The following is a 19,618-nucleotide window of genomic DNA, read 5'->3' as shown; positions in this document are numbered from 1 at the left end:
CATTCTTCACAATTACAAGGCACCCAAAGGGGTGCCTATAGTTTATTTATCTTCGTCTACTACTTCATAATCGGCATCAACCACATTGTCCTTGTTTGCATTGCCTGCTCCCTGAGGTTCCTGGCCATGGGGTGCCTCTTGCTGTGCTGCCTGCTCATACATTTTTTGAGACAATACATGGAAGGCGTTTGTCAAATCCTCAGTTGCTTTTTTCATCTGCTCTGTATCGTTACCTTCAAGGGTTTTCTTTAACGCCTCTAATGCTGATTCCACCTTAGCTTTATCCTCTGGGCTAACCTTGTCTCCTACTTCTTTTAGTGCTTTTTCCGTTTCATAAACCATGGAATCTGCCTTGTTTCTAGTCTCTATAGCTTCCTTCTTCTTTTTGTCTTCTTCTGCAAACTGTTCTGCTTCTTTAACCTTTCGCTGGATCTCATCATCTGAAAGGTTTGTAGATGCAGTAATGGCGATGCTTTGCTCTTTGCCTGTACCTTTATCCTTTGCACTAACATGTACAATGCCGTTTGCATCAATATCAAAGGTTACTTCGATTTGAGGAATTCCTCTTGGTGCAGGCAGAATTCCTCCCAACTGGAACCTTCCTAATGTAATATTGTCGGCTGCCATCTGTCTTTCACCCTGCAGCACATGAATATCAACCGCTGTTTGATTGTCAGCAGCTGTTGAAAACACTTGGCTCTTTCTTGTAGGAATGGTTGTGTTTCTCTCGATCAGCTTTGTAAACACACCACCTAAGGTTTCTATTCCCAATGAAAGGGGTGTTACATCCAACAACAGGATGTCTTTTACTTCCCCAGTTAATACGCCTGCTTGGATCGCTGCCCCGATAGCAACACACTCATCTGGGTTTACTCCCTTATGGGGATCTTTACCTGTCAATTTTTTTACAGCCTCTTGCACAGCAGGAATTCTTGTAGAACCCCCTACCAGGATCACCTTATGAATGTCTGCAGCTGTTAGCTTTGCATCCTCCAATGCTTTTCTAGAGGGCCCCATTGTTGCTTCCACTAAATGAGCTGTTAACTGGTCAAATTTTGCTCTTGTAAGATCCATGTTTAAGTGCAGTGGTCCGTTAGCTGTTGCCGTAATAAAAGGCAGATTGATGTTGGTCGTCTGCATACTGGAGAGCTCTTTCTTTGCTTTCTCAGCTGCTTCCTTTAATCGCTGCAGTGACATTTTATCCTGTCTTAGATCTACCCCATTTTCTTTTTTAAAGGCCTCTGCCAAATAGTCCATAACCACTTGATCAAAGTCATCTCCTCCAAGATGGTTATTTCCGTTTGTTGCAAGTACTTCGAATACTCCATCCCCCAATTCTAGAATGGATACGTCGAAGGTACCTCCTCCTAAGTCAAATACCATAATTTTGTGGTGCTCTGTATCTTTATCCAAGCCATAGGCCAAAGAAGCCGCCGTAGGCTCATTGATGATTCTTTTTACTTCTAACCCAGCAATTTTTCCGGCATCCTTTGTTGCTTGCCTTTGGCTGTCTGTAAAATACGCAGGCACAGTAATGACTGCCTCTGTAACCTTTTCTCCCAGGTAAGCCTCTGCATCAGCCTTTAACTTCATAAGAATCATTGCAGAAATATCCTGAGGGGTATAATCTTTACCATCAATTGAAACCTTGTGATCTGTTCCCATATATCGCTTGATGGATATGATCGTTCTATCTGGATTTGTAATCGCTTGTCGCTTGGCAGTCTCTCCTACTAATCTTTCTCCATTTTTTGTAAATGCTACGATAGAAGGCGTAGTTCTATTACCTTCTGCATTTGGAATAACTACTGGTTCTCCACCTTCTAAAACTGAAACACATGAATTGGTTGTTCCTAAGTCAATACCGATAACTTTACCCATAGTAAACTTTTCCTCCTTTATATACACTATAATATTTAATGAGATACCTTAACCATGCTTGGACGGATCACTTTTCCATTTAAGGTATATCCTTTTTGATAAACCTCTAATACCTTATTTCCTTCTTCTGTATCACTAGCTTCCTGCATCACTGCATGATGCAGATTAGGGTCAAAATCCTGACCTAAGGCTTTTATCTCCTCCAGACCATTATTCTTCATTGTATCCAATAACTGCTGGAGAATCATTTCTATCCCCTTCGTCAACGCTGCATCTTTATTTCCTTCTTCTGCGATGACACCTACAGCCCTCTCCAAATTGTCCACTGCCGGAAGCAGTTCTAGGATTAACTTCTCGTTGGCAAAGCTGTATATATCACTTTTTTCTTTTTCAACTCTTCTTTTGTAGTTTTGAAAATCTGCAGAAATACGTAAATATTTATTATTGATTTCCTCAATCTCTTCGTTTTTTTTCTCCAATAAGTCCCTCAACTCCTCATCCTGATACGCTTGCTGCTGTTCTTTTAGTTCTTCTCTTGTGGCCTCAAGATCACTCTCAGCTGTTTCATCCTTTGTAAAGTCCTTCTCATTTTTTTCTGAATAGTTTTGTTCCATCTTCTTCACCTGCCCTAATTCATATTTTATTGGTATGATCTTCCCTTTAGTATTAGATGTATCTTTAAAATTGCCTCGGCAATTTCTCCTGCTGTTTTTAAGGCATATATCTTAACGACTGCAGGATCTATGACTTGGGCTTGCAGTAAATCCCTTATGGATCCCGTATCACAGCAAACCCCTAGACTCTGACAATTTGTGTTTTTCATAGCCGCAGATGTTTGTTCCAGTTTTTCTAGAGGATTAAAGCCTGCATTCTTAATAATATTGTAAATAGGTTTTTTTAGTGCATCGATCACGCAATCTATACCGTACTTCTCCATGCTGTCGGTATGATACTTCAGATCCTCCAGCATAAGGGCACAGGATAATTCCACAGCACCGCCGCCTGCAACGATACCTTCCTTTACTGCTGCCTGCAGTGCAGCAGCTGCATCACGGGCTATCCGTTCTTTTTCTCTTGTAACAATGCCTGTAGCTGCACTTACCAAAAGCGTAGCCGTTAATATACCTGATCCATTCGTCACCTTTAGACCGTCAAGCTTTGCATCATATATAATTTGCCCAGCTTTGCCGCAATATATCTCCAACTCCTGGTGTTTTTTATGCAGTACACTTTTTTTTACCAGCTTCGCACCAGTGCATCGGGCCAATCGGTTCAGCTGCTCTCTCAATATATTGGACATAACAACAACACCTGCATCGGCTAAACGCTGCTCACCATAGGGATCTATGCTGCCCGCTGTGAATAAAACATTTACCTCTTTATCAATAATCCGCTGGATTCCGTCCTCAAACACCTTCCGATTCTCTATATATTGATTAAATCCACTCTCAGTTCCCATCAGTTCATCAGCCAAAACTTCAGGCCGCAGTTCATCGTCAAGGATTAGTATTTTTCCATCATGAATACAAACATCCTCTATCTCCCCTACTGGAGCCCTATGGATGACAACTCCCTTGACCAATTCATTTTCCATTCCTTCAATTCCTTCAATAATGTCTGCAAACCGAAAATCCTTTGCCAACAGTCTTTCTTTTCCTATGTATGCAGCTGCATCATAGAGTAAATCGATGAGGGTCTCATCATTCCTCCCTGCAATCCTAACAATGGATCTTAGCAGTTCCCAGTTTTCCTCTTTAATCGAAACTTTAGCCTGTTGAATATGTTGAACTGATTTTTGGATACCTGTTCTTATCCCCTGAATAATCTGGTGGACGGATACCCCTTTCTGGATATAATGAAGAGCGGATTCAAGCAATTGTCCAGCTAAAATAGTCATCGTAGTCGTGCCGTCTCCGATTTCTTTTTGCTGGGCAAACCCACCGTTAATCAGCATAATCGCTGCAGGATGGCTTACATCCATTTCCGTTAGAATCGTAACCCCATCATTTGTAATAATAAAATCCCCCTGCTCATTGACAATCATACAGTCCATTCCCTTGGGACCCAGGGTTCCTTCTACAGCAGACACGAGGGCTTTGATTGCCTGAATATTGTTTTCAAGTGCCGAATACTTTTCCATTGTTTTTTCTTCTTCAGCCTGTATGTGATTCAATATTCTTCTCCTTTCCTGATGCTTAAGGTATTCCTAAAAGACATATATATAGTGCAAAATACGTTGTTTGTATTTTGCACTATAATCATTACTCTCCTTGATGATCTGTCAGAAGCTGGGTCAAATTGTTTTTCATAAAATCAACTACGGAAACAATATTATCATAATCCATTCTGGTGGGTCCAATTACCCCAATTTTCCCAACAGTCCTACCGTTTAATTTGTAGGTTGCGGTAATAATACTGCATTCCTGAAGATTTTCATGCTTGTTTTCTTTCCCAATGGTAATGCTTACATCATCCTGTGCATTAATCAGCAGATCCTTTAACAAATCTTTTTGATCAAGCATACTGATGAACTCTCTTGCTTTATGAATATCATTGTATTCCGGTAGGTTTAGCATATTGATTAAACCATCTAAATATAAGTGAACATCTTCTATTTCCTCTAAGGTAGACATCACCGTAGGCATGATCACGGATATAACAGAACTAAACATCTGCATTTCATCCTTAACACTCTGAATCAGCTTATTTGAGATATCAGCCACCGTCAATCCCTGAAGCCTATGATTCAGCATTTTAGAAACCTTATCCAGGTGCTCCACACTCATCTCCTCTGCAACTCTTAGAACTGCATTTTTCACAATCCCAGAATCCAATACAATCACTAGCAATATGCTTCGATTGTCTATAGGAATGAGTTGTATATGCTTTAATCTATTATGTCGATATTGCGGAGAAATTACTACAGAAGTAAGCTTTGTGACCTGAGAAAGAATCTTTGCTGTACTAGAAATCAACTGTTCTAGTTCTCCGATTTTCTCTGCCAGGCTTTTTTGAATAATATTTTTCTCTATTTGGGCAATCTTCTTCATCATCATGATACGGTCTACATACAATCGGTAGGCTTTATCTGACGGGACTCTTCCTGCAGAAGTATGGGGCTGCTGCAGATAACCCAACTCCTCCAAATCAGCCATTTCATTACGAATGGTTGCTGAACTAATGCCTAGGTCATATTTTTTTGCTATCGTTCTTGATCCTACAGGCTCGGCGGTTGTAATAAAATCCCTTATTATGGCCTGTAGAATCTTCATTTTTCTGTCTGCCAGATCCATAATCCCACTCCTATTTGTTAGCACTCTATGGCGTTGAGTGCTAATCTATTATGTTTTTAAATTATCACTAATGAAATATTTTGTCAATATGATTTTAAAAATTTTCTACTCCGGTAAAAAGGAAGCGAATACTCTATTGGATACATCGATTCCTTTCTTTGTAAGACACAGTCTATCTCCATTTATAACCAGTAGGCCTTGCCCCGTAAATTCTAAGATCTGATTTTTATATTTGACCATAGGATCTACTTGAAAACGTCTTAAAAATTGGTTCCGATCGATTCCTTCCATCATGCGCAAACCTAAAAATATCGTTTCAGAAATTTCTTCCTCAACAGAAATCTGATGCCGCTCAACCACAGGAGACTTTTGCCGCTGCAAGCGCTCATTATACTGACGAATGTCGACTACGTTTGAAAACCGAACCTTATTCAAAAAAGAATGAGCTCCTACACCAAGGCCAATATACTCTTCATTGTTCCAATAAATCTTGTTATGAGTCGATTCCTTATCCGCTAAAGCAAAATTAGAAATTTCATAGTGCCGGTATTTATGCTGTTCTAATAAATCCAAGGCATAATGATACATATCTCGCTCAAGATCTTCTTCCGGCAGTATTAGCTTCCCTTGTCCATACAGCCGGTCAAAAGGGGTCCCCTCTTCGATTTTTAAGCTGTATGCGGAGACATGATCAGGTTTTAATTGAAGTACCTGATGTAGTGTTTCTTTCCAATCCTCAAAAGTCTGGTCAGGGAGTCCAAACATTAAGTCTACGCTAATGTTTTTAAATCCGGCCGCCCTTGCAGCATAATAGTTATCTATAAATTCCTGCTGTGTGTGTATTCTGCCCAAGACTTTCAACAGTTGATTCTGCCACGCTTGCAGTCCTATACTTAGACGATTGATGCCATGATGATGATAATATTCTAGCTTTACCCTATCCAGGGTTCCCGGGTTGGCTTCAATACTGATTTCTGCTGCGGACTTCAGACTAAACCACCGGTAGATTCCTTCAAGGATAGCATTCAGCTGAGAAATACTTAGCAAGGAAGGCGTTCCTCCACCTAGAAAAACTGACTTAATTTGATAGTCCTTCAGAGGTATGTACCACTCCTTTAGCTCCACCAGCAGGGCAGCAACATAGTCATCTAGTTCAGCTTCTCTTCCTTCAAAGGATGGAAAATCACAGTAAGCACATTTTTGCTTACAAAAGGGAATATGAATATACATGCCAATCTCTTTCACCTTTTTCACCTCTATGAAAATAGCCACCCTTCGGTGACTATTTGTCGTCATATTTTAATACTGCCATGAAGGCCTCCTGAGGAACTTCTACGGAGCCTAACTGTCTCATTCTCTTCTTGCCTTCCTTCTGTTTCTCTAAAAGCTTTTTCTTTCGGGTAATATCACCGCCGTAGCATTTTGCCAGTACATCCTTACGCAGTGCACTGATATTTTCTCGTGCAATAACCTTTGATCCAATAGCCGCCTGTATGGGTATTGCAAACATATGCCTTGGGATTACTTCTCTCAACTTCTCACAGATTGCACGGCCTCTGGATTCTGCCTTGCTTTCATGGACGATCATAGAAAAAGCGTCAATAAGTTCTTTATTCAGGAGAATGTCCATCTTTACCAGCTTAGACCGCTGATATTCCTTAAACTCATAATCTAAAGAGCCATAGCCTCTTGTCCTGGATTTTAGGGCATCAAAGAAGTCATAAATCACTTCATTTAATGGAAGATCATAATGCAGTACTACTCGCTTTGCATCAAGATATTCCATATGTTTCATGGTTCCCCGCCTTTCCTGACACAGCTCCATTACACTTCCCACGTACTCATTTGGAAGCATAATATTGGCATTCACAATAGGCTCCTCCATATAGGCAATCTCTGTGGCAGGAGGAAGATTCGTCGGATTTTGAATCATCTGAACCTCTCCATCGGTTTTTACAACCTTGTAAATAACGCTAGGAGAAGTAGTAATTAAGTCCAAATTGAACTCTCTTTCTAATCTTTCCTGAATGATTTCCATATGAAGAAGTCCTAAGAAACCACATCGGAAACCAAAACCTAAAGCTACGGAGGTTTCCGGTTCAAATTCTAAAGCCGCATCATTTACTTGAAGCTTCTCCAGTGCATCCCGTACGTTTTCATACTTCTCACCCTCTGCCGGATAGACCCCACAATATACCATAGGTACAACCTTCTTATACCCAGGCAGCGGAGCAGCAGCGGGATTAGCGGCACTGGTAATCGTATCACCCACCCGTGTGTCCTTTACATTTTTTATACTCGCTGTGACATAGCCTACATCACCAGCCTTTAACTCACTTATCTGCATTGGATTCGGAATAAATATGCCTACTTCGTTGACTTCAAACTTCTTCCCCGTAGCCATCATTAAGATCTTATCTCCGGGCTTAATGGTTCCTTCCTTTACGCGAACGTAAGCTACAACCCCTCTGTAGCTGTCATAATAGGAATCAAAGATCAGTGCTTTTAGAGAAGTCTCTTCATCTCCACTGGGGGGCGGTACATGCTTTACAACCGCTTCCAGTACATCCTCAATGTTCAAGCCTTCCTTTGCTGATATCAATGGCGCATCACTGGCATCAATGCCGATGATGTCTTCGATTTCTGCCTTTATTTCATCTGGTCTCGCACTGGGAAGGTCTATTTTATTAATGACAGGAACTACCTCCAGATTTTGATCAATGGCCAGATATACATTGGCCAAAGTCTGCGCTTCTACCCCCTGGGCTGCATCTACAACCAGAATGGCACCTTCACAGGCTGCTAAGCTTCTGGATACTTCATAGGTAAAGTCTACATGTCCCGGTGTATCAATCAGATTAAGGATATATTCTTCTCCATCCTTTGCTTTATAAACCAAACGCGTTGTCTGGAGCTTTATGGTAATCCCTCTTTCCCGCTCTAAATCCATGCTGTCCAGTATCTGATCTTTCATCTCTCTTGACGTTAATAGGCCGGTTTTTTCAATCAATCTATCAGCAAGGGTAGATTTTCCGTGATCAATATGAGCAATGATACAAAAATTCCGTATCTTTTTTTGTCGATTACTGGTCATCTACTACATCCTCCTCATATCCTTCTCTGTCGTAATCTAAAACATTATATCATAATTCGCTTTTTTAGTATATAGCGTCTATGGCATAATTGGAACAAGCCGAGCGAATCGCTCGGCTCCTATAGATTATTCATCACAAATTGCTCTGTTAGTTCTTTGAATTGCTGCCATAAAACCTGTACATCATTCCTCCACTGACTATATTGCGTACGGACTTTCCTTTCATCAATCAAAACCTTCTGACCGCAAAAATAGATTTGATGTACGTCGGCGTTAATTTTTGTATAGCCAAAAGCCCTAGGTTCTTCCGTCATTAGCATTGACCGAACAGCCTCATCTACAATCATAATTCCATAAAAGATAATAATAAGTATACAGATGATCATAAAATATCGATATACAGGGTGCTTTCTTTCTTTTTTTTCTTGTTCTTTCCTTTCCACTCTACCCATCGGCATCACCTACAGGTATTTTTGACAACTTAAAAACGCTTTATACAGTATCAGGAAAGTCCCATCATAACCTACAGATTCTATTCTTTTATATCTTTGATGACACTGTCCATGATCTCAGCTAAGTATTTTGTTGTTCTTATGGCTTCATCGATATGATTGGCATTACTTCCCACTTCTATCAACAGGCTAAAGTCGGACTTATACTGATTAAATTTGGCATAATCCTTTACGATCGTCTTCTTTGCCAATCCAGGATACATCTCATCACTTCGAATGCGAATATATTCTGCCAGCTTTAGCAATTTGTCATAATTCTCATTTTGGCCTCCGACGACAAATAGGAACTTAGCAACTCTTTCTCCATTAATTGTCACTACACTATCCTCTTTTAGTGCGTTATAGTTTGGAAGAGACTCGATTCTGTCGATTCCATCCCGGTGAATATCAAAAACGATTTTCAAAGAATCATTTTTTTTCAGATTCTGATTGAGGGTTTCTAAAGACCTAACATAAGATCCCTGAAAGGATGGATGGTCATGGATCGTTTCGTCATGAATTACCTGATAACCTTTGCTGGTGAGGTGATCCTTCAACTTTTCTCCAACGTTAACAACCGTATATTTTCTATTTAGAGAATGGTAATTTCCAACGCTCTCAGGTCTATAGGATTCTGTGCCGTGGGTATGGTATATAAAGATAACAGGTTTTTTTAGATCAAGCTTAACCTTATTAGGCACCTGTACAGGTGAACTGACTACTTCAATAGTCTCTGCAAGCTGTCCCGCAACTGAGGGGAGCGCAGCATCGTTTGTCTCTTTGGTTACATCTGTCGAGAGGGCTGGCAGCCCTTGTTCCGCCTCACCACCTACCAATGCGTTTTTCATAGCATTATCAATATTATTTTCAACACCTCCAACGAAATGAATTTCCCGTGTATCCATATCTTCATTCTGATGCGGATCATTTACATGGAGAGCCATATCATCCAATTCACTCAATATAGACAGCTCTGCCCGAAACAGTGTTTTTGGATCCTGATAGTCAAAATTTAACAGGCGGTTTATAGCTATTTTCAGCACTTCTGTGTAGGAGCTGTTGCCTTGGTGTTGTTTATAATTCACTTCCATTACCGGAATCGTTTTATTCAATACCAGCACAAACAGATTCTCCTGAATATTTACCTGTGTATCTGCTTGTACCACCATAGATGGAATTTGTATTCCTTTGGCCTGTACTGTAAAATCTATATTATCCAATGCCAGTATTTTTAGTGCGTAAACACACATTAGCAAGGTAATAAAAGCTGATATATATTTATAATACTTTCTTAATGAAATTACCCGTATATTAAACAAAACATGCACCTCTCTCCTTTTTGCTGTCGTAAAACTATACTATAAAATTATATGAGGGGTACATGTTAACTATGATAAAAGATTTAAGGACTATTGAAGGTATCGGTTTACATCCTTTAGCTCAATTCCTGGATGTAATGCAATGTTGATGCCGTTGGCAATGATTTGGGAAACATCTTTAATAATTATATCAATATCCTTTGTTGTCACGATTACATTGGCACCATAAGGATCTAGCACTTCACGAATAAGGCCATATTTATCCTCATCAGACATTCGCTGAAGCATTTTATAAAAATCTGATCCTTTGGTAGCCTGCTTAGACAGGTTTTCAACAACTAACCCAATGGTGTCATTGGCCAAAGTTGCTGCATCAACTACTGTAGGTACACCGATCGCCAATACAGGGACACCTAAGGTCTCCTGATTTAAGCTTCTGCGCTTATTTCCTACCCCTGACCCCGGATTAATCCCCGTAGTAGATATCTGAATGGTTGTATGAACCCTCTCCATCCTTCTTGATGCTAAGGCATCAATGGCAATGATTAAATCTGGTTTAGTTTTTTCTACAATTCCCCGGATGATTTCTCCTGTCTCTATCCCTGTAGTCCCCATTACACCAGGAGAAATAGCACTGACAGATGTCATGGTTGCATCTTCTGTTTTATTATAGGTTTCAAAATATTGGCGAGTGACCAGAACCTTTGATACTACTTGGGGCCCCAAAGCATCCGGTGTTATATCCCAATTTCCGAGACCAACAATCAATGTTTTTAAATCCTTTTTTTGAGGCAGCAGATGAACCAACTCTTTTGCCAGCAATTGACTGATACTATCTTTCAGGTCAGCATCCGCTTTTTTTAAGCCAGAAGCTTCTATAGTAATGTAACTGCCCTCCGCCTTCCCCATGATCCGACTTCCCTGCTGATCTAAAACCTTAACCCGTGTTACTAAAGCAAAATCCTCTTCCTTCTGCTCTACTTCTACACCGGGAATCTCCTGAGGATTGTTCTCTTGATATAACTCTCTTGCCTCCAAAGCTAAATCCGTACGAATCTTTAACATCAAAAATCCTCCTTTTTTCTCCATATTACTTTTATTTTTTGATATAATATAGGAAAACATACTCAGAAGTATTTCATTTGTTGATGTATAAATGTGAAAATTAAAGGGAATAAAAGAAGTAGTACTTTTTTCCTTGCTTTTTTATATGAGACATGATAAAATATCTTTTGTCGAACAGGATATAAGGGGGTGAATTGGTTGGCAAATATTAAATCCGCAAAGAAAAGAATTAAAGTAATTCAAGTAAAAACTGTTAGAAACAGAAAAATCAAATCTATCGTAAAGACTGCGATCAGAAGATTTGAGGAAGCAATCGCTGCTGGTAATTTTGCAGAAGCAAATGATAAGTTCCGTTATGCAGAGAAAAAGATCTTCCAAGCTGCAGCAAAAGGAACATTCCATAAAAATGCTGCTTCTAGAAAAGTTGCAAGATTAGCAAAAATGCTTCACAATGCCACAAATCAAGCTGTATAGTATTTTTAATTAACAACCGTCATAAATTCCCCATAAATATAAAAAGCGTACATGGTACGCTTTTCCGCTTTTTTGACCTAATTAAACCGCACAAGTAAAATGGCTGATTAACAGTTCTACTGCTAACCTCTGGTTCATGGTTCCTTTTTTTATGCTTTCATCGGTCTGAAGGCATTTTTCTAATGCTTTCCGAAGAACCTTCAGATCAAAATTAACTGCCTGCTTCAGATACTTCTTTACGACGAATTGTTGAATACCCAGTTTTGGCGCGATGGCTGTGGCAGTATAACCCTGGTTTTCCATCAGCTTAACCTGATAAAGAAGTCGAAACTGCCTGGTGATCATATGTAGAATCCTTATTTCCGGTTCCCCCTCTACCAGCATATCATTTAAAATCTGCAGCGCCTGGTTTCCATTTTTTTCCCCTATGGATTCTACCAGCCTGAAAATATCATTTTCTAAGGACCTTGGGGCAAGCAACTCAATATCCTGTTTTGTAACGGTACTTCTTTCACCTACATAGTTCACCAGCTTGATAATTTCATTTTCCAGATCCTTAAGGGTCTTTACAGAATTTCTATCAGAATATCCAATGAGCTCCAATAGCTCATTGATTTCTGCTTCACCAATTTTCTTCCTATACTTGTTAAAAACCTTTGTTACCCACTTGTGAATATCCTTCCCCGTTAATCGTCCAAACTCTACGATCTGTCCTGATTTTCCAATTTCTTTAACGATTTTTTTTCTTTTATCAATACCATCGCTCATAGAAAACATTAACAGCGTACTGGAAGGCAGGTTTGAAAGATAGGCGATTAACCTTTCTTCTTCCTCCTCAGTAATATTCTTTCGCTTCGTTGAAAAGCATTCCAATTCCCTTACCAGCACCACCCTCTTTTCATCCATAAAGGGTACGGTCTCACAGGCATTGATAATCTCGTCAATCCTAAGCTCCCGGCCATCCAGTATTTGGTAGTTTAAATCCTGAAATGAGGGATTGACCATCTGTTCCCGAATAAGGGCAATGGTATTTTCCATTAGATAATGCTCTGTTCCCCAAAATAAATATAGGTTGGATAGATTTTTATTTTTTAAATCCGCTAATACATCCTTGTAGTTCATCTCTGCGCCTCCTATCCCTGTCCCTACTATTTTATCATAAGTACGCTATTTTTTTCTCAAAGTTTATGAATGCTATATTTTAATCCAGCATGGTTTTAATATCTATACTGCCTTTTTTGATTTTCATCTTTATTGCTCCCTGCCAATCATTTCTGTAAATCTCAATATTTCTATTTCTTAATCTTTCTATGACCAGTGGATGAGGATGACCGAAACTATTTTTCCCTACTTGAATCACAGCGATTTTCGGCAGAAAATGATCCAAAAAATCCTCAGTAGTAGAAAATCGGCTTCCATGATGAGCTATTTTTAGTACATCTATAGGTGTAACCGGGTATTGCTGCAGGATAAGCCCTTCCATAGCCTCTTCAATATCCCCCGTAAAAAGAATTCTCCTTCCTTCATATTCTAACATGACCACAAGGGAATTGTTATTGGTGTCATCCCTGCTGCCATGAAGCAACGCTTTACCTGGGCTAAGAACATGAAACAATACTGCATCTCCAACCCTCATCTGATCCCCCCGCTCTGCGTAAACTACTTGTATGCGCTTTTCCTGTGCACTTTTTTGCAAAGGTATCCACTCCTTACGCTGCAGCACATCCTTGCTGACCACTAGAGTCTCCACAGGCATTTTTCTAACAACCTCTATTAAACCACCCATGTGATCCCCATGGGGATGGGATAGGATCATCATATGAATCTTTGAGATACGATTCTTTAGCAGGAATTCTACCAGAAACCGATCTACTGGTTCCTCCCCTTCTATCATTCTTCCGAAATTTCCTCCTCCATCAATCAAAATGTTTTTTCCCTGTGCAGTCCGAATCAAGGTACAGTCTCCCTGACCAACATCCACAAAAATAATCTCCTTATCTTTAGGAATCACAGCTATCAACAAGCTGCCGCTTATATAGATGCCTATGAGAAGAAGCATGGCTTTTTTTCGTATGTAATGATTTTCCTTCGAAAAATAAGTGCTGTTCACAGCAGAAATATAAAGCAATAAATAGTATATAAGCATAAAGAATATACTGGGAGATACCACCTGCAGATAAGCATGAGGAATTTGATGAGCCCACTGGGATAAGCAGTTTATGCAGTCTATGAATAACAGGATGAATTTTCCTGCAAGCCTTGCAATAGGCATACTGATATAGGATAAAATGATTGCAACAAATCCAAAGGGTACTAAATAGCCTATAATCCATACAATTGGAATATTCAATAGGAGGGCTACAGGAGAAACTAGATTAAAATGGTATGCAATGACCGGCATAGTCCCTAGCTGTGCCGCCACAGAAGCAACCAAAAGTTGTCGGGGAACCTCGGGAATTCTGTTGATTCTTTTATAGATCGGCAAATACAGCAAGGCAATAGATAGCGCTGCTGCGAAAGAAAGTTGAAAACCAACATGCATCAAAAGGATAGGATTCACTGCAAGAAATAGAAAAGCAGCCGTTCCAATGGCTGATAGGGAATCGTACTTTCTATTTAAAATGGGGGCAGCAGCCAATACAGCTATGAGCACCGTGGCCCGCATCACTGAAGGTGAAAATCCCGTAATAGCAGCATAACCCCATAGTAAGCACAGAATGATCGGTGTCCTAAAAGCGGTTCTAAGCCCATTAAAAATCTTGTTCAAAAAAATAAAGATAATTCCCACATGCAGACCGGAAACCGCAAAAATATGAGCGATCCCTGTATTTCTATAGATTCTCTGCTGCTCGTCCTCTAACAGATCTTTTTCGCCTAGCAAAACAGCTAATAGCATATTCCCTTCTTCCTGCAGAAATACCTGTTGCAATTTTTCTTTTACAGAAGCTTTTATCTTGGCCGCACATTTTATATGCAATGGAATATCTGCCTTGCCAAGTCTTTGAATCTGCTGAGGCTTTAAATACATCATTCGTTGGATATTCTTTGACTTTAGGTATAAGCGGTAATCAAACATTTTCGGATTCCTTTGCAACTCCGGTATGCGTAAAGTGCCTGCTGCTGCAATCCGGTCGCCTATTTGGGGAAGCGCTGCCTCTTCCTCCGTATATACGCGAATCAGCATCTTTTCTTTTACAGCTATATTTTTCCCTTCGAAGTGAATTTGTCGTGTCAAAAGGGTATACTGAGTCGATGTTCCAGCAGATTGCTCCAGTATATCTCCAATAATATAAATTTCATGATTGTCAAAGGCCGCTAATTTTCCTTCATATTCATAATGACTTCTATAATTTAGACTTCCTAGGAAGGCTACAATTAGAAATAGTCCCACGACCCCATAAAGGCTTACTTTTTTTGTTAATGCCCCCAATAAAAACATCATAAAGATAGCAAAAAGCAATATACGAAAGCTGTTATCGCTGCAGTGCTGCAGGATAATGCCGCCAATATATAAGTTAGCCATCCAAAACATTGGTCTTTTCATAAAACTATCCTCTTTTGCAGGTTTTCAAAAACATTCTACAAAATTTCCATAGTTTCCTTTTTTATACAGTCATTTTTTGTAATAAAATAGGAATGTATATCTTAAAAGAAATACATCCCTGTTCAATAGGTCTATGCTTTTTCCTTCTTCAAGGCTTCCCTCTTTAACAGCATACTTGAAACCGCTGCGGTGATGGGGATCGTAAGGATCAGACCCGTACTTCCGGATAAGGCCCGGACTACCTCGGTTGCAATGATATCTAAATTTAATATCTTAACTAATGAAGTCTCATAAGCCATAAAAAGCAGCAGCAATGGAATTGAACTGCCTGTATAGGCTAGAATCAATGTATTGGTCATGGTACCCATTACATCTCTGCCTACATTCATTCCGGCCATAAATAACTCTTTTCTTCGAAGCATGGGATTTGCCCGATAGATTTCATCCATAGCAGAAGCAATGGACATACCGATATCCATTACAGCCCCTAGCGCACCCATGATAATCCCGGAAAACAGAAGACCCCTAAAATCAAAGGTCACACCCTGGGGAATATACATAAGCATGGTTGCTTCTTCGCTGCTAAGCCCCGTCAGCCTGATTTTGCTGCCGATAAAATAGGCCAACAGCCCCGCTACGATAACACCGGTAGTGGTTCCAATAATCGCCGCAATACTTTTGCTATTGATTCCCGCAACAATAAAAATGGTGACAATGGTTATTGCAATAGAAACAAATACGGTTACAGGTACAGGATTTTTACCTGATAAAATCAGTGGAAGCAAAATTTTAAGTACAGCAAGGATCGTAATGGTCAGACTGATAACTGATTTCAAACCTTTCATTCTTCCAATCAGCAAAAGTAGAATGACAAAAATTAAATAAAGATAGAGAATATAGTCCTGTCTCATATAGTCAGCAATAAACACGTCAATTTCTCCGTTTTCTAACTCTTCAACCATCACTACAATCTTATCTCCAGTCTTTACTGGAATATCATAAACAAAACTGCCTGAGAGATTATTGTAAATCTCAAAAACCTCACCCTTATATTTCCCACTGGTAATTTTCACTTGTACGATTTGTATGTGTTCAAAGCCAGATAGGGCATCGGATGAATTCTCCATGTCTTCGACGCCTATTACGACAGCTGTTTCCGTATAACTGTTCATGCCATCTGCAAAACTGGCTAAAGGAATTGCCATCAAAAATGTAAGCATACATATTAACAATATAACTTTTTTCATCTGTATCTCCTCCCCCAACTATTATAACATGGAGCCCTAAAAGAAGAAAATAAAAGAAGGATCTTTTAATATCTAAAGATCCTCCTCTGCTTACAGTCTATTCCATGAGCTCTTTTTCGTCTCTCAAATAATTGGCACGATATCGTGTCGAGGTATGATCGTTTCCTGCATAAATCAAGTCTGCTTCTATATTAATGCTGTGATTGCCCCTGTCATAATTGATCTCCACATTTTCAATCCTGGCATCATCCTGATAATAGTCAAGATACTGCCATAGGATGTCCCTGGCGTTTTCTACATTTACATTGTTTTCATAGGCGATAAGATACTCTTTTTCCGGCACTTCAATATACAACTTATATTTATCGGCAAGCTTAACCCTTCGTTCACTCAAAATATCAATCATAGGCACACTTCCTTTCAAGTCTTCCTTATAACGCGCTTATTCTTAGTATATCCAGGAAGATAGAAAGCTTACCATGGGTCTCCTGCCATTATATAACATGGCCTATTAGAGTTCATAGCTTTGCATCTCTTCTGATAATATCAACTCTCCATCATATGCATTTCTGGCTTCTTCCAAAACTTCCTGTAAATGATATCCCGGCCAAAAATGGGTAAGTACGAGCTTTTTGACCTGTGCTTGTGTTGCAATCTGTCCTGCTTCCAATGCTGATAAATGAGGCGTGGTAGTTGCTTTATCCCGCTCCAGTACACCTGCCTCACACAATAATAGGTCTGCATTTTTTGAAAAATCAACAAGCTGCGAACAATACCTGGTATCGGCAGAAAAAACAAATTTTTTCTCATCATTTTCTATAGCAACCGCATAAGCTTCTACGGGATGATCCATCTTCCGAAAACAAATCTTCAAACCTTTTTCATAAATCACGAGATTTTCGTCAATGGGCTGTAATACAAAAGCATTCTCATATTGGAGCTTTTGAAAATCCTCTTCAGGCGTTGCCGGTGCATATAAAGGTATAGTTTTATGAAAAAGTCCCTTCATTTTATTAATGCCTACCGCATACCTTAAAATCATTGCATCTGATATATGGTCACTATGTAGATGACTTAGTATAATCAAATCTAATTCCTCTAAAGTAGTTAATCGCTGCTGCAATCTGCTTAGGGTTCCATTTCCGCAATCGATCAAAATTTTTATACCTTCCCCTTCAAATAAATACCCGGAACATGCACCGCCGGCATTCGGGTAAGGTCCCCAATTCCCTAAAATCGTTAGCTGCATATTTTCCCCACCTTCCTTTATTTTCATTGTATCATTAATAATAGTTTAAGCAATATGAAAAAAAATAGACTCTCAGAATGAAAGTCTATACCTTATGAATCGTACTTTTAAAATGTTCAAATACCTTTACACGTTCTAATGCCAATACCAATGGTGCAGCCAGCACGCCTCCTCCTACTGCTTGAGTGATATTCCCCGGAATCCCTGTAACGGCAGCTGCAAAGCCGCGAAGTATTGTTTCGTAGGCAAGGTAACCAAAAATCATAATGAGTCCGCCTAAAAATACTGCAACACCAAATACTGCCATTTTCTTTACTACAGCAGACTCCTGAGTTAAAAGCTTATGATAAATATAGCCTACTACTAAGGCATCCAGCCCTTTAATAACAAAGGTAGCGGGAGCATAGACTCCATAACCGGAAAATAAATCTGCAAGCATGGATCCCATGGCTGCTGCGATGCTTCCTGCCAGAGGCCCTAATAATATACCACTAAGATAAACCATGCTATCTCCTATATGAATGAATCCCCCTGTAGGCGTAGGAACCTGAATCAGCATCGTACCTACCATTACAAGAGCAGCTACTAATCCCGTCATGACTAATTTTCTAACACTAAATTTCATAATTGTATCGCACCCCCTTCTAATTGTATCGTTATCTATTGCTTTAATTCAATTATAGCATCATTGCTTCGTCCTGTAAATAACAGATACTAAACAAAAATCCCTCACAATTGTACCGTTACAATTGTGAGGGATTTTTGTTTATTTCAACTTAAGACTGAAGCCATGACTTTAGCTTCTCCATGTTCTTTATGATAATTTTCTTTCCGCTGATTTCAATAGAGCCTTCCTTTTTGAATTGACTCAGGGCCCGGCTAACCGTTTCCCTAGCTGTCCCAATCATGTTAGCCAACTCTTGCCGTGACAAATCTAGCTTTAAATCAATCGCTCCATTCTTCTCTACTCCGTGATCATCGGCCAGCTTGACCAGTATTTGAGCCGTTCTTACATAGGTGTCACTTAATGCCATTTGCTTGAGCTTCATTTGAGACATATATAGCCTCTTGTTTAATATCTTAATGATCTGCAAGGCCAGATCAGCGTTTTGTCTCACTAACTCTTCTAAATCCCCATTCATAATAACACCTACTACAGCATCTTCCATCACCTCAGCTGTTGCAGGGTACATGACATTATTAAAGAGGGTTACCTCTGCAAATACATCTCCACTGCCATAAATATTTAAAATTAGTTCTCTTCCGTCATTAGACAGTTTTGATATTTTGACCTTGCCTGACTTAATAAAATACAATGCTTCACCCTTATCTCCTTCCATGAAGATAATGGCTCCCTTTCTATATCTTTTTTCTTGGGTGATGGACGATATTTTTTCTAAGGACTCTTGATCTAATTGTGAAAATAGTGGTACATGCTTGATGAGCTCAATATTCTTAACCATAGTATTCCTCATTTCCGTTTAGGATAAACAACCTTTGTTGGCACAAAATACATATAAAGGTGATACAAATCACAGGAATTTGTGATATAGATTGTATGTTTATTATTATGAGCCTATTATAATTGAATTAACAGTAGAAAACAACCTCAAAAAGACCAGCTAATAAAAGTCAATAGGTTAGTTTAATTTTTTTAAAAAAGTAGTTTTTCTAAAAAGTGTACAGCAAAGCTAACCATTGGTAAAAGCCGAACAATGGCTTCTCTAAAGAGTTGAGTTTTATCTACCTAAGCAGCGATGCTTCGATGTGAGTTTTTGTCTTTTCTCCATGCTTGATGATCTTCAGGGCTCCTAAATACAAATGGCTTTTCATCACGGAGAACCGCGAAGATATAATGGAGAAGCTTGTGCATAACGGCTACAAGAGCCACTTTTTTCTTCTTGTTTTCACATTTTTTATGATAGTAGTTTCTCAACACAGGGTTAATTGCATCACCCTTT

At 39.4% G+C, this 19,618-nt stretch carries 17 protein-coding genes and 1 pseudogene; 1 reads left to right on the top strand and 17 read right to left on the bottom strand.

Going from position 1 to position 19,618, the window contains the following annotated elements:
- Positions 1-42: 42 nt before the first annotated feature.
- From dnaK to gpr, 9 genes are all read right to left on the bottom strand, one after another.
- Positions 43-1,881: a molecular chaperone DnaK gene (gene dnaK, locus BUB56_RS10500; protein WP_110941276.1), complete on the bottom strand. Its 1,839-nt coding sequence runs from the start codon at positions 1,879-1,881 to the stop codon at positions 43-45.
- 35 nt (positions 1,882-1,916) lie between these two features.
- Positions 1,917-2,495, bottom strand: a complete 579-nt coding sequence (gene grpE, locus BUB56_RS10495) for a nucleotide exchange factor GrpE (protein WP_110941275.1) — start codon at positions 2,493-2,495, stop codon at positions 1,917-1,919.
- Between the two features lie 26 nt (positions 2,496-2,521).
- Positions 2,522-4,054 (bottom strand): TCP-1/cpn60 chaperonin family protein, encoded by a 1,533-nt coding sequence (locus BUB56_RS10490; protein ID WP_110941274.1) that lies wholly within the window; start codon positions 4,052-4,054, stop codon positions 2,522-2,524.
- An 88-nt stretch (positions 4,055-4,142) separates the two neighbouring features.
- Positions 4,143-5,174 (bottom strand): heat-inducible transcriptional repressor HrcA, encoded by a 1,032-nt coding sequence (hrcA, locus tag BUB56_RS10485; protein WP_110941273.1) that lies wholly within the window; start codon positions 5,172-5,174, stop codon positions 4,143-4,145.
- Positions 5,175-5,279: 105 nt separating this feature from the next.
- The gene (gene hemW, locus BUB56_RS10480) at positions 5,280-6,470 is read right to left on the bottom strand and encodes a radical SAM family heme chaperone HemW (protein ID WP_110941272.1); all 1,191 of its coding nucleotides are present in this window, start codon (positions 6,468-6,470) and stop codon (positions 5,280-5,282) included.
- Positions 6,457-8,268: a translation elongation factor 4 gene (gene lepA / locus BUB56_RS10475; protein ID WP_110941271.1), complete on the bottom strand. Its 1,812-nt coding sequence runs from the start codon at positions 8,266-8,268 to the stop codon at positions 6,457-6,459. Before lepA ends, hemW begins: the two co-directional genes overlap by 14 nt.
- 119 nt (positions 8,269-8,387) lie before the next feature.
- On the bottom strand, positions 8,388-8,720 hold the full coding sequence (locus BUB56_RS10470) for a hypothetical protein (RefSeq protein ID WP_110941270.1): 333 nt from the start codon (positions 8,718-8,720) through the stop codon (positions 8,388-8,390).
- An 80-nt stretch (positions 8,721-8,800) separates the two neighbouring features.
- Complete coding sequence (gene spoIIP, locus BUB56_RS10465; RefSeq protein WP_110941269.1) at positions 8,801-10,078, bottom strand: stage II sporulation protein P; 1,278 nt, start codon at positions 10,076-10,078, stop codon at positions 8,801-8,803.
- A 90-nt stretch (positions 10,079-10,168) separates the two neighbouring features.
- On the bottom strand, positions 10,169-11,143 hold the full coding sequence (gene gpr, locus BUB56_RS10460; RefSeq protein WP_110941268.1) for a GPR endopeptidase: 975 nt from the start codon (positions 11,141-11,143) through the stop codon (positions 10,169-10,171).
- A 198-nt stretch (positions 11,144-11,341) separates the two neighbouring features.
- Between gpr and rpsT the strand changes: the two genes are divergently transcribed.
- Entirely contained in the window at positions 11,342-11,617 is a 276-nt protein-coding gene (gene rpsT / locus BUB56_RS10455; RefSeq protein ID WP_110941267.1) for a 30S ribosomal protein S20, read from the top strand.
- Positions 11,618-11,698: 81 nt separating this feature from the next.
- Here the strand turns inward: rpsT and holA are convergent, their stop codons facing one another.
- From holA to BUB56_RS10415, 8 genes and pseudogenes are all read right to left on the bottom strand, one after another.
- Positions 11,699-12,739 carry a DNA polymerase III subunit delta gene (holA, locus tag BUB56_RS10450; RefSeq protein WP_110941266.1) on the bottom strand — a complete coding sequence of 347 codons (1,041 nt, stop codon included), beginning with the start codon at positions 12,737-12,739 and terminating at the stop codon, positions 11,699-11,701.
- Between the two features lie 79 nt (positions 12,740-12,818).
- Complete coding sequence (locus BUB56_RS10445; RefSeq protein WP_110941265.1) at positions 12,819-15,161, bottom strand: DNA internalization-related competence protein ComEC/Rec2; 2,343 nt, start codon at positions 15,159-15,161, stop codon at positions 12,819-12,821.
- Positions 15,162-15,292: 131 nt separating this feature from the next.
- Complete coding sequence (locus tag BUB56_RS10440; protein ID WP_110941264.1) at positions 15,293-16,408, bottom strand: YibE/F family protein; 1,116 nt, start codon at positions 16,406-16,408, stop codon at positions 15,293-15,295.
- A 97-nt stretch (positions 16,409-16,505) separates the two neighbouring features.
- The gene (locus tag BUB56_RS10435; RefSeq protein ID WP_110941263.1) at positions 16,506-16,814 is read right to left on the bottom strand and encodes a hypothetical protein; all 309 of its coding nucleotides are present in this window, start codon (positions 16,812-16,814) and stop codon (positions 16,506-16,508) included.
- A 105-nt stretch (positions 16,815-16,919) separates the two neighbouring features.
- Positions 16,920-17,657 carry an MBL fold metallo-hydrolase gene (locus BUB56_RS10430; RefSeq protein ID WP_110941262.1) on the bottom strand — a complete coding sequence of 246 codons (738 nt, stop codon included), beginning with the start codon at positions 17,655-17,657 and terminating at the stop codon, positions 16,920-16,922.
- An 85-nt stretch (positions 17,658-17,742) separates the two neighbouring features.
- Positions 17,743-18,282, bottom strand: coding sequence for an ECF transporter S component (locus BUB56_RS10425; RefSeq protein ID WP_110941261.1), 540 nt, complete (start codon positions 18,280-18,282; stop codon positions 17,743-17,745).
- A gap of 151 nt (positions 18,283-18,433) precedes the next feature.
- Positions 18,434-19,120, bottom strand: coding sequence for a Crp/Fnr family transcriptional regulator (locus tag BUB56_RS10420; protein ID WP_110941260.1), 687 nt, complete (start codon positions 19,118-19,120; stop codon positions 18,434-18,436).
- 284 nt (positions 19,121-19,404) lie between these two features.
- A pseudogene (locus BUB56_RS10415) lies at positions 19,405-19,618 on the bottom strand (hypothetical protein); the annotation flags it as partial.

The organism is Geosporobacter subterraneus DSM 17957 (assembly GCF_900142145.1).
GTDB lineage: Bacteria > Bacillota > Clostridia > Peptostreptococcales > Thermotaleaceae > Geosporobacter > Geosporobacter subterraneus.
The sequence above is the reverse complement of the archived record's forward strand: the minus strand, read 5'-3'. Positions and strand labels throughout refer to the sequence as shown.

What these genes read in the sequence shown, in the direction of transcription:
- dnaK (WP_110941276.1), bottom strand. Translation starts at nt 1,881, where the DNA reads ATGGGTAAAGTTATCGGTATTGACTTAGGAACAACCAATTCATGTGTT.
- grpE (WP_110941275.1), bottom strand. Translation starts at nt 2,495, where the DNA reads ATGGAACAAAACTATTCAGAAAAAAATGAGAAGGACTTTACAAAGGAT.
- hrcA (WP_110941273.1), bottom strand. Translation starts at nt 5,174, where the DNA reads ATGGATCTGGCAGACAGAAAAATGAAGATTCTACAGGCCATAATAAGG.
- hemW (WP_110941272.1), bottom strand. Translation starts at nt 6,470, where the DNA reads ATGACGACAAATAGTCACCGAAGGGTGGCTATTTTCATAGAGGTGAAA.
- lepA (WP_110941271.1), bottom strand. Translation starts at nt 8,268, where the DNA reads ATGACCAGTAATCGACAAAAAAAGATACGGAATTTTTGTATCATTGCT.
- BUB56_RS10470 (WP_110941270.1), bottom strand. Translation starts at nt 8,720, where the DNA reads ATGGGTAGAGTGGAAAGGAAAGAACAAGAAAAAAAAGAAAGAAAGCAC.
- gpr (WP_110941268.1), bottom strand. Translation starts at nt 11,143, where the DNA reads ATGTTAAAGATTCGTACGGATTTAGCTTTGGAGGCAAGAGAGTTATAT.
- holA (WP_110941266.1), bottom strand. Translation starts at nt 12,739, where the DNA reads ATGAACTACAAGGATGTATTAGCGGATTTAAAAAATAAAAATCTATCC.
- BUB56_RS10445 (WP_110941265.1), bottom strand. Translation starts at nt 15,161, where the DNA reads ATGAAAAGACCAATGTTTTGGATGGCTAACTTATATATTGGCGGCATT.
- BUB56_RS10440 (WP_110941264.1), bottom strand. Translation starts at nt 16,408, where the DNA reads ATGAAAAAAGTTATATTGTTAATATGTATGCTTACATTTTTGATGGCA.
- BUB56_RS10435 (WP_110941263.1), bottom strand. Translation starts at nt 16,814, where the DNA reads ATGATTGATATTTTGAGTGAACGAAGGGTTAAGCTTGCCGATAAATAT.
- BUB56_RS10430 (WP_110941262.1), bottom strand. Translation starts at nt 17,657, where the DNA reads ATGCAGCTAACGATTTTAGGGAATTGGGGACCTTACCCGAATGCCGGC.
- BUB56_RS10425 (WP_110941261.1), bottom strand. Translation starts at nt 18,282, where the DNA reads ATGAAATTTAGTGTTAGAAAATTAGTCATGACGGGATTAGTAGCTGCT.
- BUB56_RS10420 (WP_110941260.1), bottom strand. Translation starts at nt 19,120, where the DNA reads ATGGTTAAGAATATTGAGCTCATCAAGCATGTACCACTATTTTCACAA.